Origin of the sequence: Pseudomonas sp. 22189, from assembly GCF_052045635.1 — a bacterium.
GTDB classification, from domain to species: Bacteria; Pseudomonadota; Gammaproteobacteria; order Pseudomonadales; family Pseudomonadaceae; genus Aquipseudomonas; species Aquipseudomonas parakoreensis.
On record NZ_JBQEPG010000009.1, the window covers coordinates 1 to 18,632 of the forward strand.

General features: G+C 62.0%; 11 protein-coding genes. 5 read left to right on the plus strand and 6 right to left on the minus strand.

Annotated features, from left to right (window positions below):
- Positions 1–155: 155 nt before the first annotated feature.
- The 3 genes from ACTJKS_RS11425 to codA all read left to right on the plus strand — a co-directional run bounded on the left by ACTJKS_RS11425 (position 156) and on the right by codA (position 3,748).
- Positions 156–968: an alpha/beta fold hydrolase gene (locus ACTJKS_RS11425; protein ID WP_108182226.1), complete on the plus strand. Its 813-nt coding sequence runs from the start codon at positions 156–158 to the stop codon at positions 966–968.
- Between the two features lie 242 nt (positions 969–1,210).
- Entirely contained in the window at positions 1,211–2,482 is a 1,272-nt protein-coding gene (gene codB, locus ACTJKS_RS11430; RefSeq protein ID WP_108182225.1) for a cytosine permease, read from the plus strand.
- Positions 2,483–2,500: 18 nt separating this feature from the next.
- On the plus strand, positions 2,501–3,748 hold the full coding sequence (codA, locus tag ACTJKS_RS11435) for a cytosine deaminase (RefSeq protein WP_262949482.1): 1,248 nt from the start codon (positions 2,501–2,503) through the stop codon (positions 3,746–3,748).
- Positions 3,749–3,914: 166 nt separating this feature from the next.
- Here codA and ACTJKS_RS11440 read toward each other — a convergent pair whose 3' ends face one another.
- Complete coding sequence (locus ACTJKS_RS11440; RefSeq protein ID WP_198760030.1) at positions 3,915–4,895, minus strand: diaminopimelate epimerase; 981 nt, start codon at positions 4,893–4,895, stop codon at positions 3,915–3,917.
- Positions 4,896–5,134: 239 nt separating this feature from the next.
- Between ACTJKS_RS11440 and ACTJKS_RS11445 the strand changes: the two genes are divergently transcribed.
- Positions 5,135–6,286: an MFS transporter gene (locus ACTJKS_RS11445; RefSeq protein WP_262949481.1), complete on the plus strand. Its 1,152-nt coding sequence runs from the start codon at positions 5,135–5,137 to the stop codon at positions 6,284–6,286.
- Between the two features lie 117 nt (positions 6,287–6,403).
- Here ACTJKS_RS11445 and ACTJKS_RS11450 read toward each other — a convergent pair whose 3' ends face one another.
- The 3 genes from ACTJKS_RS11450 to ACTJKS_RS11460 form a co-directional block, all read right to left on the minus strand.
- Positions 6,404–8,827 (minus strand): TonB-dependent siderophore receptor, encoded by a 2,424-nt coding sequence (locus tag ACTJKS_RS11450; protein ID WP_262949480.1) that lies wholly within the window; start codon positions 8,825–8,827, stop codon positions 6,404–6,406.
- Between the two features lie 98 nt (positions 8,828–8,925).
- On the minus strand, positions 8,926–9,909 hold the full coding sequence (locus tag ACTJKS_RS11455) for a FecR family protein (RefSeq protein ID WP_222015342.1): 984 nt from the start codon (positions 9,907–9,909) through the stop codon (positions 8,926–8,928).
- Positions 9,910–9,949: 40 nt separating this feature from the next.
- Positions 9,950–10,450 (minus strand): sigma-70 family RNA polymerase sigma factor, encoded by a 501-nt coding sequence (locus tag ACTJKS_RS11460; protein ID WP_108182218.1) that lies wholly within the window; start codon positions 10,448–10,450, stop codon positions 9,950–9,952.
- Positions 10,451–10,664: 214 nt separating this feature from the next.
- Between ACTJKS_RS11460 and nhaA the strand changes: the two genes are divergently transcribed.
- Positions 10,665–11,867: a Na+/H+ antiporter NhaA gene (gene nhaA / locus ACTJKS_RS11465; protein ID WP_262949487.1), complete on the plus strand. Its 1,203-nt coding sequence runs from the start codon at positions 10,665–10,667 to the stop codon at positions 11,865–11,867.
- Between the two features lie 138 nt (positions 11,868–12,005).
- Here nhaA and ACTJKS_RS11470 read toward each other — a convergent pair whose 3' ends face one another.
- On the minus strand, positions 12,006–16,475 hold the full coding sequence (locus ACTJKS_RS11470) for a hemagglutinin repeat-containing protein (protein ID WP_440828830.1): 4,470 nt from the start codon (positions 16,473–16,475) through the stop codon (positions 12,006–12,008).
- Between the two features lie 113 nt (positions 16,476–16,588).
- On the minus strand, positions 16,589–18,316 hold the full coding sequence (locus ACTJKS_RS11475; RefSeq protein WP_262949478.1) for a ShlB/FhaC/HecB family hemolysin secretion/activation protein: 1,728 nt from the start codon (positions 18,314–18,316) through the stop codon (positions 16,589–16,591).
- Between the last annotated feature and the right edge of the window lie 316 nt (positions 18,317–18,632).

Genomic DNA, 18,632 nt, shown 5'->3' on the forward strand with positions numbered 1-18,632 from the left:
TTTGATCTTGTTTTTTAAATTCAAAATCAAAAGATCGCAGCCTGCGGCAGCTCCTACACAGGGAATGGTGTTTTGTCAGGAAAATAGAGAACAGCCTTCACGGCTGCTTTTTATGCCTATGCTTTTTGGCTCAACCCCGCCAAGAGGACAGGCCGATGACGGACTGGCTGCTGGATCAGGTCTTCGATTTCGATGGGCATCCCATACGCTACACCGTGCGCGGTGACGGCCCGCCGCTGGTGTTCGTGCATGGCACGCCGTTCTCATCGTATGTGTGGCACCGCATCGCGCCGCATTTCTTTGCCAGTCACCGGGTGCATTATTTCGACCTGCTGGGCTACGGACGCTCCGCACAACCGGACGCCGACGTTTCCCTCGGCGTGCAGAATCAACTTCTCGCGCATTTGCTCGATCACTGGAACATCCAGCGCCCAGACGTGGTCGCCCACGATTTCGGCGGCGCCACCGCACTGCGCACACACTTGCTCAATGGCAGGGACTACCGCAGCCTGACGCTGATCGATCCGGTGGCGCTGACGCCATGGGGATCGCCGTTCGTGCAGCATGTGCGCCAGCATGAAACGGCGTTCAGCGGCCTGCCGGACTACATCCAGCGCGCGATCGTCCCGACCTACATTCGCGGGGCGATTCACCGCGACATCCCCGACGCTGAACTGGCGCCCTACGTGCAACCGTGGCTCGGCGATCCGGGGCAAGCGGCGTTCTATCGGCAGATCGCGCAGATGGACGAACGCTACACCCGCGAGGCCGAACCGCTGTACCCAAGCATCCGCTGCCCGGTGCAGATTCTCTGGGGTGAAGTCGATCAGTGGATTCCCATCGAACGGGGTCGGGCGTTACACCAGATGATCCCGGGATCACAATTTCACCCGATCCCCAACGCCGGCCACCTCGTTCAGGAGGACGCCCCGGAAGCGATCGTCGCTGCATTGCTCAGATTCCTCTGACCCAACACCCATTCCTGGTGGGAGCGAGCCTGCTCGCGAAAGCGGAATATCAGCCATTGCAGATGTCGCCTGACTCGCCGCCTTCGCGAGCAGGCTCGCTCCCACTTTGGGCTCGGGTGCATTCGGTTGCACCGCTTTCGCGCCAATCCATGTGTCTCGTCTATACATAACCCGCGCCAACCGGATTTGGCACGACCACTGCAACCTGCTTCGCGTCCCCCCTATTCAGCAAGGAACGCCCCATGACGCAAAACGATCCCGGCAACGACTACCCCCTCAGCGAAGTCCCGATGCATGCGCGAAAAGGCCTGGCCTCGACCGCCATGGTGTTACTGGGATTCACATTTTTCACCGCAACCATGTTTGCCGGCGGCAAGCTCGGCGTGGCCTTCAGTTTTGGCGAGATGATGGCGGTGATCATCGTCGGTAACCTGCTGCTCGGGCTGTACGCGGCAGGTCTGGGTTATATCGCCTTCAAGAGCGGGCTTAATTCGGTGCTGATGGGGCGTTTCTGTTTTGGTGAGGTTGGCAGCAAACTCAGTGACCTGATCCTGGGATTTACCCAGATCGGCTGGTACGCCTGGGGCACTGCAACCGCCGCCGTGGTGATTGGCAAATACTTCGCGCTGGAGCAAGGCACGGTGCTGGGCCTGATGGTGCTGTTCGGCCTGGTGTTCTGCGCCACGGCGTATGTTGGTTATCGCGGCCTGGAGATCCTGTCGTACATCGCGGTGCCGGCAATGATGTTGCTGCTGATGCTGTCGATGTGGGTTGCGACCGTGAAAGTCGGTGGCCTCGATGGGTTGCTGGCGGTGGTGCCGAGCGGTTCGCTGGACTGGTCGACCGCGATCACGCTGGTGTTCGGCACCTTCGTCAGCGGCGCGACGCAGGCCACCAACTGGACACGTTTCTCGCGCTCGGCACGGGTTGCCGTGCTGGCGAGCCTGATCGGATTTTTCATCGGCAATGGCCTGATGGTGCTGATCGGTGCCTACGGCGCAATCGTCTATCAGCAGCCCGACGTGGTTGAAGTGTTGTTGCTGCAAGGCTTCGCCATGGCCGCAATGGCCATGCTGTTACTGAATATCTGGAGCACCCAGGACAACACCATCTATAACTTCGCCGTCGCCGGTTGCAACCTGCTGCGCACCGGGCGGCGCAAGACCGTGACCCTGGCCGGCGCGGTGATCGGCACCCTGCTCGCGCTGCTGGGCATGTACGACATGCTGGTGCCGTACCTGATCCTGCTGGGCACGGTGATTCCACCGATTGGCGGGGTGATCATGGCCGACTTTTTCTTCCGCTGGCGTGGGCGCTATCCGCGTCTGGCCGACACACGGCTGCCGGCGTTCAACTGGCCGGGGCTGGGGGCTTACGCGGTCGGTACGCTCGCCGCGTTCCATTCGCCGTGGGTCGCGCCGCTGGTAGGGATTGCCGCCGCCGCGCTAACGTATGTCATCGTCACCGGCCTGCTCGGCGCCCGTCGCGCCAGTGCGCCACTACCAGACCTATAAGAAAGAAGGATTCGCCTGATGCACATCATCAACGCCCGGCTGCGCAACCAGGAAGGTTTGCACGAACTGCACCTGGAAGACGGCCTGATCCGCAGCATCGGCCGCCAGACCGAAGCCCCGACCCTCAACCCCGGCGACCTCGACGCCGGCGGCAATCTGGTGGTGCCGCCTTTCGTCGAGCCGCACATCCACCTCGACGCCACGCTGACTGCTGGCGAACCGCGCTGGAACATGAGTGGCACGCTGTTCGAGGGCATCGAGTGCTGGGGCGAGCGCAAGGTCACCATCACCGAAGAAGACACCAAAACCCGCGCCAAGAAGACCATTCAAGCCTTGGCCGCTCACGGCATTCAGCACGTGCGCACCCACGTCGACGTCACCGACCCGCAGCTCACCGCGCTGAAGGCGATGCTCGAAGTCCGCGAAGAAACCCGCCATCTGATCGACCTGCAAATCGTCGCGTTCCCACAGGAAGGCATCGAGTCGTTCCGCAACGGTCGCGAGCTGATGGAAGAAGCGATTCGCATGGGCGCCGATGTGGTGGGCGGCATTCCGCATTTCGAATACACCCGCGACCAAGGCGTCAGTTCGGTGAAGTTTCTGATGGACCTGGCCGAACGCACCGGTTGCCTGGTCGATGTGCATTGCGACGAAACCGATGACCCCCATTCGCGCTTTCTTGAGGTACTCGCCGAAGAGGCACGCAGCCGCGACATGGGCGCGCGGGTCACGGCCAGCCACACCACGGCGATGGGCTCTTACGACAACGCTTACTGCGCGAAATTGTTCCGTTTGCTCGGTCATTCCGGGATCAGTTTCGTCTCGTGCCCGACCGAAAGCATTCACTTGCAGGGACGTTTCGATAACTTCCCGAAACGTCGAGGCGTGACCCGGGTCAACGAGCTGCTGGAGGCCGGGATGAACGTGTGTTTTGGCCAGGATTCAATCGTTGATCCGTGGTACCCGCTGGGCAACGGCAACATCCTGCGCGTGCTTGAGGCCGGGTTGCACATTTGCCATATGCTCGGCTATCGCAACCTGCAGAACGCGCTGGATCTGGTCACCGACAACAGCGCCAAGGCCATGCACCTGGGCGAGCGTTACGGCCTGGAACAGGGGCGTCCGGCCAACCTGTTGATTCTGTCGGCGGACAGCGATTACGAAGTGATCCGCAGCCAGGGCCTGCCGCTGTATTCGATTCGCGGCGGCAAGGTGCTGATGAAGCGGCAGATGCCGGTGGTGGAGTTCAACAACCCTCTTGACTGACCGCCATTTCCTGTAGGAGCTGCCGCAGGCTGCGATCTTTGTTTTTGATTCTAAAAACAAGATCAAAAGATCGCAGCCTGCGGCAGCTCCTACAGAATGCTCGCGATCCTGCATGGGTATGCATTTCCCTGTGGGAGCTGGCTTGCCAGCGAAGGCGATTGCCGCTTCAACCGATCAAGCGAGCCGTACCAAACAACCTGACCCGCATCAATTCGCCCCGCTCTTCTTCAAGCAACACCGGCGCCGTCCCGCCCGGCATGACGACGTGTACCTCCCCACTCGCCACCCAACCCACCGCCCATGCCGCACAGGCCACTGCACTGGCGCTGGTACCGGAAGACGCCGTCGGTCCTTCACCACGTTCGAACACTCGGGCGATGATGCGCTGCGCTGACTCAAGCGCGGCCCATTGCAGATTGACGCCCGCCGGGCATGGCTGGCCGGCGCCCGTCGGCATCGCGTAGGCGATTCGGGTCAGGCCTTCGGCCCATGGCGACTGGCGCATTTGTGAGTTGCTCGGCAACTCGGCGATGTCGGTCAACAACGTTACGCAATGCGGATTGCCGATGCGCACGAATTGACTGTGCTGCCACGCGGAATCGAGTTGTGCCAATGGCGCTACGTGGCTCACCTCATGACCATTGAACCCGCGCTGTTCAACCTGCTGCGCACCCACCGCTGAAGGCCCGAAGCCCGGTTGACCAAGGTCCAGCCAGAAACCATTCACGCCTTCGACTACGGCCGGTTTCACCGAGGTTTCCACGGCATCACCCTTGTCGTGATGCACTCGCAGCGACGCCCCTTGCGTTGGCATCAGCCCTTGCTCCAGCAACGACTGGGAAAAAATCGTCAGGCCATTGCCACTGCGCTCGGCCAAGGTGCCGTCGGTGTTGACGATCAGCACGTCGAACGGCGGCGCTGACTGGAACGGACCGATCAGCAAACCGTCGCTGCGGTGCGCCTTGCTCCCCGCCGGACGCTGGCCCTCGGGCCAGTCGCAGCACAGCGCAATGGCTGCCTGACTCCACGCCGGTCTCGACACAGCACACTGCGCGGCTCCCATCGGCAGATCGATCCCCGCCTCACGAAGTGCCTGCGGCGAAATCACCCCGTAAATATTGCCTCGCGCATCGTAGAACTGCGTCATCACCGTCCCTGCTCGTCTTGTGGAAGCACTCACTTTAAACCGCGATCCCCGGTAGGCGTGAGCCTGCTCGCGATAGCGGGCTTTCAGGCATCCTTTTCATTGCCTGATCCACCGTCATCGAGAGCAATCTCACGCCTACAGGTTAGGATGTCGGCTGCCCCGCCCCGAGACCTGCGATCGAACCTCGCCGCGCGATGACTGTCATTCGGGGGACGCGACGTTTTTTGCCAAGGATCGATATGACCAGCCTCAACCCCCAAGACACCTTCGTCCCCGGACGCCTGCAGCAGATGTCGACGCGCATCGCTTTCTTCATCGCCGGCCTGGGCATTGCCGCGTGGGCGCCATTGGTGCCATACGCCAAGGCTCGCGCCGGGCTCGACGAAGGCACGTTGGGCCTGCTGCTGTTGTGCCTCGGCGTCGGCTCGATTCTCGCAATGCCGCTGGCGGGGATTCTCGCCACGCGCTTCGGCTGCCGCAAAGTCGCCACCGGCGGCACCCTGCTGATCTGCGCGGCGCTGCCGTTGCTGGCGACGGTGTCGTCGATACCGGCGCTGATCGCCACGCTGTTCATGTTCGGCGCCGGGTTGGGCACGGTGGATTCGACCGTCAACCTGCAAGCGGTGATCGTCGAGCGGGCCAGTGGCAAGCATATGATGTCGGGGTTTCATGGCCTGTTCAGCCTCGGCGGGATTGTCGGCGCAGCAGGGGTCAGCGCCCTGCTCGGCCTCGGCCTGACGCCGCTGGCAGCGATGCTGGTAGTGGTAGCGGTGTTGGCCGGCGCGCTGTTCAAGTGTGTACCGCACATGTTGCCGTACGGCAGTGAAAGCTCGGGACCTGCCTTCGCCATTCCCCACGGCATCGTGCTGTTCATCGGCGGGATGTGTTTCATCGTGTTCCTCACCGAAGGCGCGGCGCTCGACTGGAGCGCGGTGTTCCTCGCACAGGAACGCGGGATCGACACGGCGTATGCGGGCTTGGGTTACGCCGCATTTGCCCTGACCATGACGGTGGGACGCCTGCTGGGTGACCGGATCGTGCGCAGTGTCGGGGCTACGCGGATCATTCTGTTTGGTGGTCTGTTGGCAGCTGCAGGTCTGTTTCTGGCGACATTCGCGCCGAGCTGGGAAGCGGCGCTGCTGGGTTATGCGCTGGTGGGCGCGGGCTGTTCGAACATCGTGCCGGTGCTGTACACCGCGGTGGGCAAGCAAACCGTCATGCCGGAAAGCATCGCAGTGCCAGCCATTACCACCCTGGGTTACGCAGGGATTCTGGCGGGACCGGCGGTGATCGGCTTTGTCGCGCATGCCAGCAGTCTGAGTTTTGCCTTCGGGTTGATGGCGCTGCTGTTGGTGGCCGTCGCCATCGGCGGCAAAGTCCTCAAGGTCTGAACCCCATCATTGTGGCGAGGGAGCTTGCTCCCGCCGGGTTGTGGAGCACCCCCAAAAAATCGGGTCTGCTGCGCAGTCCAGCGGGAGCAAGCTTCCTCGCCACAGGATCAGGCGTCATTAGAAACCGACGCTGGCCTGCACGAAGAACGTCCGCGGCGCGCCGACATACATCCCCGAATTGTTGTCGCTGGAGCGGGTGAAGTACTGCTTGTCGAAGACGTTTTTCACCCCGGCACCCAGTTTCAGATTCGACACTTGTGGCCCGAAGTCATAACCGCCGCGCACGTTCCAGGTCACGTAACCCGGAATGTCGCCATACTGCCCATCGGCCGTGCCTTCGGTGATGTAATTGCCGTTGAAGCTGCCATCGGCGTTGACCCCGGTGCCCGGCGAGCGTTGTTTCGATTGGGCGAAACCGTCGATGTTGTAGGTCCAGCGATTGACGTCGTAACGCAAGCCTACGGTCGCCACCTGCCGCGAATAGAACGGCAGATCACGGCCCTTGAAGCCCGGAATCTCACCCTCGTAGGTCGCGCGGGTGTAAGTGAAACCGGCGTTGGCGGTCAGCCCGTCGAGACGCGGATCGAGCGCGGCCATGTCGTAATGCACCGACGCTTCGATGCCCTGATGCTTGGTCGCGCCGAGGTTGGTCCAGCCGACATCGTTGCTGATGTATTGCAGCTCGTCATCGAAGTCGATGTAGAACAGCGTCACTTCCCCGCCCCACACATCATCGTTGTAGCGCGTGCCGATCTCGTAAGTCTTGGCTTTTTCCGGCTCCAGGCCGTTGGCGGTCTGGTCACCCGAGCCGCCCTGGCCGAGCTGGAAATACTGCAGGCTGCCGAACGAGGTTTCGTAGTTGGCGAACAGTTTCCATGCATCCGACAGGTGATACATCACGCTCAGCGCCGGCAGCGGTTCATTGCTCTCGATGCTGCGGTTTTTCTCCGGCACGCGTTTGCCCGAAGTATCGAGCACGGCGCGGTCATGCCAGTCGGTGCTGATGTGTTCGAAGCGAATGCCCGGAGTGATGGTCCAGTTGCCGACGTCGATCTTGTTGTCGACATACACCGAGTTGGCCTCGGTGCCACCGGTGCGGTCCTGGAACACATGGCCGTCGGACGTCGGAGTGACCACCGGCTGATTGTTGAGCAGCGCCAGACGACTCGACTGTTCGTGCATCGCCTCTTTCAGGTAGCGATAACCGACGCTGACTTCCTGAGTGGTCGGGCCGACGTCAAACACCCGCGACACCCGCGGTTCGACACCGAGGGTGTAGTAGGAACGCGGGTACGAGCTGAGGGTTCTCTGGTCGCGGGCGGCGATGGTGCTGCCGCGAAAACTGTCGGTGTAGTAGGTGAGGATTTCTGCCTGGGTACGCTCGTCGATCTGGCGAATCCACTTGAACGATACGTCCTTGCGCCGACCGCTGAAGTTGTCGTAATCGCGCACCGAGTCGTACGGCTTGTCGTCGTACTGCTTCTGCGTCAGGCCGCCGGGCATGTCGGCGCTGGCGTCGTAGTAATGGAAGTTGAGGCTGAAATCGTCCTGATCGGTTGGCGCCCAATGGGTCTTGAGCAGCACATCGTCGATGTCGTTACCGTTGTTGCGCTCGCGGTAACCGTTGCCGTTGACCCCGGAATACAACAACGCCACGCCCATGCCGTTGTCGGCGGTGCCGCCGAGGAACGCCGTGTCGATGTGTTTCCAGCCGCCGTAACGGGAGGTTTCCAGGGTAGTGCCGATTTCCCCGGTAGCTTTTTCCGGGATGGCGCGGGTGACGAAGTTGATCACGCCGCCGACGTTCTGCGGCCCATAACGCACGGAACCGGCGCCACGCACCACATCGATGCTGTCGAGGTTGCCGGAAGAGATCGGCGCCATCGACAGTTGCGGCTGGCCGTACGGTGCAAACGCGGCCGGCACGCCGTCGATCAACACCGTGGAGCGTGGCGACAGTCGTGAAGTCAGACCACGCACGCCAACGTTCAGCGCGATGTCGCTGCCGCCGGTGCCGTTGGAGTCCTGCACCTGCACGCCGGGCACGCGCTTGAGCACATCACTGACGTTCATCGCGCCCTGCTCGACCATGGCTTCGCGGCGGATCACCGTACGCGCACCCGGGTGGTTCTGCACCACCGCTGCATCAGCGTCACCGAGCCAGTCGCCGACCACTTTAATGTCGGTCACGCCCAGTTCCAGCGGGCCATTGCTGGCGGCGGTCGCGACTGGAGCCAAAGTCACCGAGCCTTCGTTGATCTGATACTCCAGGCCACTGCCCTGCAACAACTGACGCAGCGCCTGCTCGGGGGAAAGGTTGCCGTCGACCGCCGGTGCCTGTTTGCCAGCAACCAGATCCGGGCTGAAGAAAACCTGCAGCGAAGTTTGCTGGCCAAGTTCGCTCAGGGCCTGGCCCAGCGGCTGGGCGCGGATGTGAATGGCTTCAGCGGCGAAGGCCAGCGGCACGGCGGCATTGACCGCCAGCGCGAGAGCCAGCGGCAGCCAAGGGGATTTTTTGTTGTGGGCTGAGGTGTTTTTCACGTCGAACGTAGTCCTGTGGATCGCAAGAGTGTGCGTCTGTTAATGCAAACCAGTTGCAGTTGAACAGGAAGACGATGAACTCGAAAAAAACCTGAATGTTATTTTGAAATTATTTCCTGACTGCCGTCGGCCAGGGTGCGCACGGCCACCGGCAGGATGTTTGGCAGGGCCTTGAGCAAGGCGTCGGTGTTGTCGGATTTGAACACGCTGGTCAGGCGCAGGTTGGCCACCGTCGCGTTGGCGACCTTCAGCGGTTTGTCGCGATAACGCGAAACCTCCGCCACCACTTCGCTGAGGCTGGCGTTGTTGAACACCAGTTTGCCGCTGCGCCAGGCCGTCAGTTCGACGGGGTTGACCGCATAGGCCGCAGCGACTTTGCCCTCGGCGTCGACATGGGTGCCGAGGCCTGCGGTGAGGTTGATGAAAGCATTGTCCGGTGCATTGCGCCCCTGCACCTTGACCGTGCCCTGCTCCACCGCAACCCGGGTTTGCGCAAGATCGCGGCGCACATCGAAACGCGTGCCGGTGACCGTGACCTTGCCGCTGCCAGCCTCAACTACGAACGGGCGCGCGGTGTCGTGCTGAACGCTGAACATCGCTTCGCCTTCACTCAATTCGATCAGTCGTCGATCCTGCTCAAAACGCACCTGCAGACGGCTGCGGCTGTTCAGATCAATCACTGAACCGTCCGGCAACGCCACGTGCTTGCGTTCGCCCAACGCCGTGGCGAACTCGGCGTGATAGCCGCCCGGATGATTCAAACCACTGAACAGACCGAGCCCGAGCGCCACCGCCAACACGCTGGCGGCCACGGCATAACGCAGTAAAGGACGTCGCTCGCGGCGGGTTGACGGTGTTTCAACAAGCGCCTTGAGGCGTGGCGCCGGTAACAGATCGGCGGCTGTCCACAGACCTTGCAGCAACTGGAATTCGTCACGGTGCTGCGGGTGCTGGTTCAGCCAAGCGTCGAAGCGCTGCTGCTCGTCGGCACTGATCAGCGGTTCCTGCAAACGCACAAACCAGCGTGCCGCTTCATCGCGCACCGTTGTTTGCCCGCACGCGCAATCACGGGTATCCATCATGGAATGTCCTGTCGGGCTGAGGATGAAAAGCGGTGGTCGCTCATGACTGCATGCCGTCGAGACGGTCGCGCAGATGCCGCAGGGTGCGAATCATATATTTTTCGACCATGTTCCTGGACAGTCCCAGGCGTTCGGCGATCTCTGCCTGAGTCAGCCCTTCGATCTTCTGCCAGACGAAAATCCTCCGGCAATTGAGCGGCAGTTCCTGCAGCGCCCGTTCGATGGAGTCGGCCAACTGGATCGCCTGCATGTAATGCTCCGGGTCGCCGGTGGACGACACACTGTGATCGATCGCCTGCGACTCCATGGCTTCCCGCCGATCCTCACGCCGATAACCGTCGACCGCGATGTTGCGTGCGGTCTGGTGCAGATACGCCCGTGGCTGCTGCACCGCTGCCGAATCGGATTCGAGCACCCGCACAAAGGTGTCGTGCGCCAGATCCTCGGCCTGCGCGCGATTGCGCAGACGCCGGGTCCAAGTGCCGATCAACTCTTCGTAATGCTCGAAAAAGCCGGGTCTGCGGGGCAGCATGGGGGTCATGACAGCGTGCTGTGGAAAGGGGTTCGAATAGTAATGGTTCCTATTAAGCCCGGCAATTCATTCCTTGGAAACGCTCGATTCAAGGGTAATCGTCAGTAAAACCGCGCCTTCCCCCACCTATTGTGTAAAATGCCGCCCGGGTGCCACCGCAACAACGCGGCAGGGCAGGTTTAATTCAGCGCAGGTCGGGCCGCCGCGCGGAGTTCCCGTGCCTATGAGCCACGATCCGTCACGCCTGCAGGCTGCCCGTCAGCAGTCGCCGTCTGCTTTGGCCTTTCTCACCCGATTCTTCGCTGCCGAGTCCGCCGGTGGCCTGATCCTGATGGCCGCCGCCCTCGCCGCGCTGCTGGTCGCCAACTCGCCTTGGGCAGCCACCTACTTCTCGACCCTGCACATCAAAGTCGCTGGTCTGTCGATCGAGCATTGGGTGAACGATGGCCTGATGGCGATCTTCTTCATGCTGGTGGGCCTGGAGATCAAGCGCGAAATGCTCGCCGGTCAGTTGTCGACCTGGGGGCAGCGCGCGCTGCCGGGCTTTGCCGCACTGGGCGGGATGCTGGTCCCGGCCTTGATCTACGTTGCGATCAATTGGGGCAATCCACAGACCCTGAGCGGTTGGGCGATCCCCGCTGCCACCGACATTGCTTTTGCCCTGGGCGTGCTGTCGCTGCTGGGCAAACGGGTGCCCGTCTCGTTGAAAATCTTCCTCTCGGCGCTGGCCATCCTCGATGACCTGGGCGCGGTGGTGATCATCGCGATTTTCTACACCAGCGGCCTGTCGATAAGCATGCTGCTGGCCTCGTTGGCGGTGATTGCGCTGCTGGTGATCCTCAACCGCTGCGGGGTCAGAAAGCTGTGGCCGTACCTGATCGCCGGTGCCCTGCTGTGGTTCTTCATGCTGCAATCGGGGATCCACGCGACCCTCGCCGGGGTAATTCTGGCCCTGTGCATTCCGCTGGGTAACCCGGAAGACGAGCACAACTCGCCGCTGCTCTACCTCGAAGAAAAAATGCATCCGTGGGTGGCGTTCGCCGTGGTGCCGATCTTCGGCTTCGCCAACGCGGGCGTGTCATTGAGCGGTATTTCCCCGAGCAACCTGCTTGAGCCGGTGCCGCTGGGCGTCGCGTTGGGCCTGTTGTTCGGCAAGCAGATCGGCATCCTCGGCCTCGGCGCCCTGGCGATTCGCAGTGGTCTGGCGCAACTGCCGCAAGGCGCGAGCTGGCTGCAACTGTACGGCGTCGCCCTGCTCTGCGGGATCGGCTTCACCATGAGCCTGTTCATCGGCGCACTGGCCTTTCCGGGCGCGCCGCATCTGGTCGATTCGGTGAAGGTTGGGGTGTTGCTGGGTTCGATCCTGTCGGCGCTGCTGGCGGTGGTTGTGCTGATGAATGCGGGTAAAGCGAAGGCTTCGAACTGACCTCAAAGTCTCATCGAAACAAAAAACAATGTGGGAGCGAGCCTGCTCGCGAAGGCACCGGTTCAGTCAACAGCTTCGCTGACTGAACTGACGCTATCGCGAGCAGGCTCGCTCCCACAGTTTTTACAGCTGTGCTGCTCAGCCTTTTTCGTCGATCCCGGCCTGCAGGGTCTGGCTGTCCAGATTCCCGCTCAGGGTCACCGGACCGACTTTCAGATTGCCGTTATCGAACGACACCTTCGGTGCGTTCTCCTCGGTTTTCTGCGGCAGGTCCAGCCCGGCTTTCACCCCATATTCACGATTGACCAGATCGCTGCTACCGACCTTCGAACCGCCCAGATCGACCTTGCCCTCAGTCGATGAAATCCGCGCGCCGGTCAGCTGCGTGCCACCACCAATGTTCAACTTCACACCCTGATTGCCACTGATGCCGGACGCCTGCGCCACGCTGTCCTTGTGCGCGTATTCGCCCTGCGCTTTCAACGTTGGTTTGTAGTCAGTGCCGGCGAGTTTTTCCTTGTCGCTCGGTGGGTTCTTCTTCGCCGTCAGGCCCAGATCGACATCGACCCTGGCTTGCGTCTTCGAGTCCTGACGGCTGTCGACGGTCAGATCACCGGCGACCTTGCCACTGACAGTGTTCGCGTCGATCCGCGCCCCCGACAGTTGTGCATCGCCTGCGCTGTTGAGGACCACGCTGTCAGCCTTGATCTGGCTGTTCTGCTGGGTGGTGTCTTGCAGGTAATCGACGCCGACCTTGGCCCCGGCGTTGAAGCCGTGGTCGCTGCTGGCCTGTTCATCGGCGGCGGTCGGGGTCTTGCTGCTCAGGTTGCCGCCGGCATTCAGCGCGACGTTCCAGTTGTTGCGGCTCTCGGTAGACTGCGCCGACTCCTGAACAAAACCACCCTTCTGCGCATCGATGCTGACGTTCGGCGCGCCGACTTGCGTGCCTTGCAGGTGCACCGCATCACCGCTCAACGCGACGTTGCTCTGGCTGTTGAGCTGACCACCGGTCAACGTCTGCGAGCTTTCGTTGATCCGGCCGATATTGAAGTTGCCGCTCAGATTACCGCCCTGATCGCGACTCTTCTCGCTGCTGGATTTGCTGCCGCCGCCCTTCAAACCGCCGCCGAGATTGCTGCCGATCGCGGTGTGGGTATCGGTGGCCGCTTGCAGATCAAGTTTGCCGTCAGCGTGCAGATCGATAGCGCCGGCGCTGTCGATCTTCGTGCCTTGCTGAACCTGATTGCCGCCGCTGCTCAGTTGCACCGAGCCGTTGCCGCTGATGCTCGCCACATGAGCCTGAGTGTCAGTGGTCTGCTTGCCGGTATGATCGAGCTGAAAGCCCGCGCCGAGGTCGACGTTGGTGCCGTCGGTGCCCGGCATGGTGCCGACCGTCAGCGAGCCGTTGCCGCGCAGGCTGGAGTCGCTGCTGCTCTGGCGATCATTGGCCTGATTCAGCGCCAGATCGCCGCCAGTCTTGATGTTCACACCGCCCTGCGCGCCGTCGAAACGGCTGCCGGCGAACTGCGCGTCACCGCCCACTTTGATGTTCACGCCCTGATTGCCGGCATAACCGCCGACCACCGCCGTGCTGCTGTCCTTGCTGGCGTAGCGGTTGCCGCCCGCGCCGCTGCCGGCGACGTTTACGTCTTCGCCGGTCTTGGTGTAGACGCGCACGTCGACCTTGGCGTCCACTGAGTTATCGGTGCTGCTGTGAGTGTTGCTCGCGGCATCGGCAACCAGTGTGTCAGCGCTGATGTTGACCTTGCCGTTGCTCGCGCTGTACTGAGTGCCCTGGTCACGCAGGGTGCCGGCGCTTTTCACGTCGACACTGCCGCCATCGAAACGACTGACTGCCGCGTTGCTGCTCTGCTCGGTCTTGTCGGCGCTGCCGTGACCGATCGCCACGTCGAGGCCGACGTTCGGCTGGCCAAGATTGCTCAGGCCTTCCTTGTCCGGCACCTTGCCGTTGAGCACATCCTTGACCGCACCGGCAATCGGGCGGGCGATGTCCTTGTACTCGACATTGGCGCCGATGTCCGCCGACCAGTTGCTCTGGTTATGGCTGCTGCTTTCGGTGTTGCTTGCCGCGCGGTTGTCGATCTCGTTGGCCGCGACGTTCAGACTGTTGCCAGCCTTGACCTGCGCGCCTTCGGTCACCAGCTTGTCGGCGTTGAGGGTCAAGCCGCCGCTGCTCTGCACGTTGGTGGTTTGCGCGGTGGTTTTGCTGCTGCTGTCTTGCGTGGTGCTGTGGGCAAAATCGACACCACTGCCGGCGCGGTCGAGGCCACCGGTGTAGTAGAAACCACCGCCGGTGCTGGAGGTGTCGGTCGAAGTTTTGTGGCTGTCCTGTTCGGCCAGCAACGACACATTTTTGCCGCCCAGCGTGGTGTCGCCGGCGGTGGATTTGACTTCACCGCCCTTGATTGTCAGATCGCCGCCGGCCTTCACTTGCACGCTGCCGCCGCTGAGGCTCGAACCTTGCTGGTTGACGTCGTTGCGGGTGACGGTCTGCTGCTTGTCTTCATAGTGCACCCCGGCGCGGTATTGCTCCGGCGTTTGCTCTTTGGCGTAGGCATCGAAGCCACGGGTCTCGGTGGTCGAACTGCTGTCGTGGCTGTTCTGCGTGGAATGCACGTTCACATCACCGGCAGCGTCCGCCGTCAGCGCGCCGCCAGCCTTGACCGTGGAACCGGCCACTTCGATGTCCTTGGCGCTTTTGAGCTTGAGGTTGCTGTCGGAGACCAGCTCGCTGCGCAGCGTGGTGCTGTCCCTGGCGTTCTGCCGCGATTCGTCCTTGCTGATGCCGAAGAACTTGCTGTCCTTGTCGTGGTTGTTGCTGTGCGAGGTGTCCTGCACGCCGTCGATCACCAGCGAACCCTGATCGCTGATCACGCTGGCCTCGGTGCCGCCACGGACCTGGCTGCCGCTGATGCGCACGTCATCAGCCTTGACGATCAGTTTGCCGGCCGCATTGATTTTGCTGCCCTGATGCCGGGTCTGGCCCTTGTCGGCGTCACCGGTCTTGCCGAAGAATCCGCCGCCAACCAGGTCGCCGGAGTAGCTGTTGTTATTACTGCGACTGGTGCGCGTGGCGGTGGTGACGTCCACTTGCTTGCCCGTCAGTTTCACATCGCCGGCGCTGTTCAGTTCGGCGCCTTCGGAACGCAACAACGCGGCGGTTTGCAGCGCGATATTGCCACCCTGCAACTGGCTGCCGAGGCTGCGCTGCTCTTCGCTGCTGCTGTTCCAGTCAGCCTTCCACAAATGCTTGCGATGGTTGCCCTGATCGGTCTGAGTGTGGCTTTCGGTGGCCGCAGTCAGGCGCAGATCACCGCCGCTGTGCAAATCGAGATTTTTCGCCGCTTCAACTTTGGCCGCTTTGAGTTCGGTGTCTTTGCCGGAAGACAATTTCGCATCGCGGCTGGCGACGATCTGGCTGCCGTGCTGGCGAGTTTCACTGTCGGTCTGGGTGCGGTCGTAGGTTTCCCAAGTGATGCCGATGGTGCTGTTGCTCCAGTTTTCTCGCGTCTGCTGAAGCTTGCGGCTTTCGACGCTGCTCAGGGTCAGATTGCGCTTGGCATTGACGCTGACGTCGCGACCACTGACGTCGGTGGCGGCCAGTGTCAGATCGTTGCCGCTGTGCAGGCCGACATCGCCCTGACTGCTGCGAATACCGGCACGGGTCACTTCGAGGCTGTTGGGGACGGCTTCACCGCTGACACTCAGGTCGCCAGCCGAACGGATCTGCACGCCGTCACGCCCGGCCACATGCACCGCACCCACACGCACGCCCGCGCCTTCGGCGGTGCTGACGATGTTGATGCGCCCGGCCTGCATCGCGCCAAACAGGCTGGCGTCGATGCGTTGATCGGTGGTGTTGCCCGCCGGGTCCACGGTTTTTACCTGACCGCTGGCGTAATCCACCTGATTGCGTCCGACCGTGAGGTTCAGTTGATCGCGGGCGTCGATGCGGCCCTGGCTGTCGATACGCGGGGCGATCAGGTTGACCGAACCCTCGGCATTACGCAGGCCGCCACTCTGAACCTGCAACTGACCGCTGGCATCGCGGGTGTTCAGTGCTTGCAGTTTGCCGTCGTTCAATTCAGGACGACCGACCAGCAGACTGGCGTTCGGCGTGTTGATGAAACTGCCGCCGTTCACCGAGATGCCGTTGGGGTTGGCCAGCACGTAATCGGCGGCGCGGCCGAAGATTTCCTGGGCGCCATTGATCGCCGAAGGGTTACGGCTGATCACCTCGTTGAGGATCACGCTCGCCGCCTGCCCCTGAAGTTGCGGGTTGGCCGCCAGTTGCCCGGCGAGCTGCGATTGCCCGGCCTGCAAGGCGTTATTCAGCACCAGCCCCTGACGGTCGACGTTGTAGTCGAGGAACTGGTTGTGCGACAGGCCCGAGCCGTTGGGCGCGACGATATTGACGATGGGCACGCCGCTCTGAGTCTGCAATTGCGCGGTGCCGCCGGGGCCGGGTGCGACCACCACACCGCCGGCGAGAGCGGTCGGCAGGTGCACGGCGAAGAACAGGCTGGCGATCGCCCAGCGCAGTTTGCCCCGAGGAGAAAGATGAAATGCAAAGGTGTGTGCTGGCATAAAAACGTCTCCATGTAAGTACGGCATCACGGCGCGCGATTGAGTATTGGCCGTGGCTGTCGCGCTCAGATCCGACGGCTGTTTATTCACTGCTTGATAAGTCTCGGTGGTGCTCATATCTGCAACCCCACGCGCATCAGCCAGGTCTCTGGCTCGTGCTGCAATCCGTTGGGGGTGTTGAGGGCGCGCTGGTAGTCGACGTCCACTTGCAGATTCTTCCAGCCCAGATTCAGCCCGACGCTGGCGCCGCTCAGGCGTTGGCTCTGGGCACCGTGGTCGGCCTTGAGCCAGCCGTTGTCCAGCGCCACGCGCGGGGTGATCTGCACCGGCCAGTCGTTACGCAGGGGCAGACGCAGGGTGTTGCGCCAGATCGCGCCGCTGGCAGCGGATGCGCTGTTGACCCGATAGCCGCGCACTGCCGAATCGTCGGTGCCAAGCAACTGTTCGATGGCTGGCAACGGGTCGGGGCTGTATTGCAAATTGAGCTGGCTTTGCCACTGCCACGCTTGCGCGCCGAACTGGCCGTTACGCCACTGGCTGAGGCCGGCGCGGTACTTGTGAAATTGCGCTTTGGGCAGGTTGTTGACCGCGTGATTGGCGTCGTCATCGGCGCCCAGCCAGCGCAGGCCTTGCGAGTAGGTGAAGTCGAGGTTCCACACCGCACGGTCGAGCCAGAACAGATTGAGTCCGGCTTCGGCCACGGTCAGGGTCGGGCTCTGAATGCCCAGGCGAACATTCTCCAGGTAGCTGTCGACGTCCTTGTGTGCCAGTTGCAGGTTGGCGCTGAGCTGGCGGCTCTGGTCGCGCCACAACACGCGGTCGGCGCGCAGGCTCAGTTGATCGGTGATGCCGGTGCTGTACAGGATCGCGCTGGGCAGTTTGAACGGCGCGCGATATTCAGCGTGGCTGGCGAATGCGCTGTAGGTCCAGTAACCATAGGGAATCGCGTAATACAGGCTGGCGTTGCGACTGTAGCGGTCGCCCTGATTCAACGTGTCGCTGGCGCTGAGGCTCAGCAGGTCGTTGAGTTGCAACGGGCTGTCGACGCTCAGGCTGACGCTGTTGCGATCCCGCCCGGTGCTGGCGCTGCCGAGGTTGTCCATGCCCAGCCCCAACGCCCAGCGCGACGGCCCGGCCGTGCGCGAACGCAGGATGATTCGCGACGCGCCAGGCTGGCTGCTGGGGGCGATGTCGGCGGTCAGGTCAAGCGAGCGCAAGCGGTTCAACTGATCGAGGCCTTGCTCCAGATCGCGCAGGTTCAGCGGCTGGCCGAGCATGTGCGGGAACGCGCCGCCCAGCGAAACGGGCAGGCTTTGATCGGCCAGTTCGATGGACTCGATGTAGCCCTCGTCGATCATGATGTCCAGCGACTGCCCCGCCGCCGGCGCGCTCAACAGGTACGGGCGGCTGGCGATGTAGCCCTGCTCGACATAGATCGCGGTGATGGTCGCCAGCAAATGATTGATCTGGCCGACGCCCATGCACGGCGCCAGCAGCGGTTTGATCCGCGTGTTGAGCTTGTTGCTGTCGAGTAGCGTAACGCCGCCGATGCGCGTGCCGCTCAGTGGCCAGCAGCGTTCATCGGGGGGGACGGTTTGCGGGATGGCCGGCGTGGCCGGTGCCGGACCGAACGCACCGCGCTCCAGTTGGCGCTTGCGTTGTTCCATCTGCAGTTGTTGCAGATCGCGCTGTTGCTGTTGCTGCTGGCGCAGCACTTCCTGGCCCGGCGCAACAGGGTCAGCCGCTTGAATCGAGGAGGCACACACACTCAACACAAAGGCCGACAACAGCGGGCAAAGCGTGAAGCGACGACGAGAAACAGCGCGAAGCAAATACGGCACGCAACATCCTTGCAAGCATGAAATGGCGTAATGCCACTTCATCAATGCGAGTGATAGTCAGAGCCTTCTTACGCAAATGCAAGACGCTTCCTACAGCGCTTACATTTCTTAAACATTTGATTTTGCTGTGTTCAACGCTAGGCCATCAGGGTTTCCCCGAGGGCTTTCATCGAGTACTCGAAGACCTGCCCCGCATTACCAGGGCTGTCATTCATCGAAACCGCTCCAAACCCCGAGGCCGGGTAAGCAACTGACGACCGGCACAAAAACATAATTGCCACAAAATATTACTTGCGTCATATTACGACTGTAATAA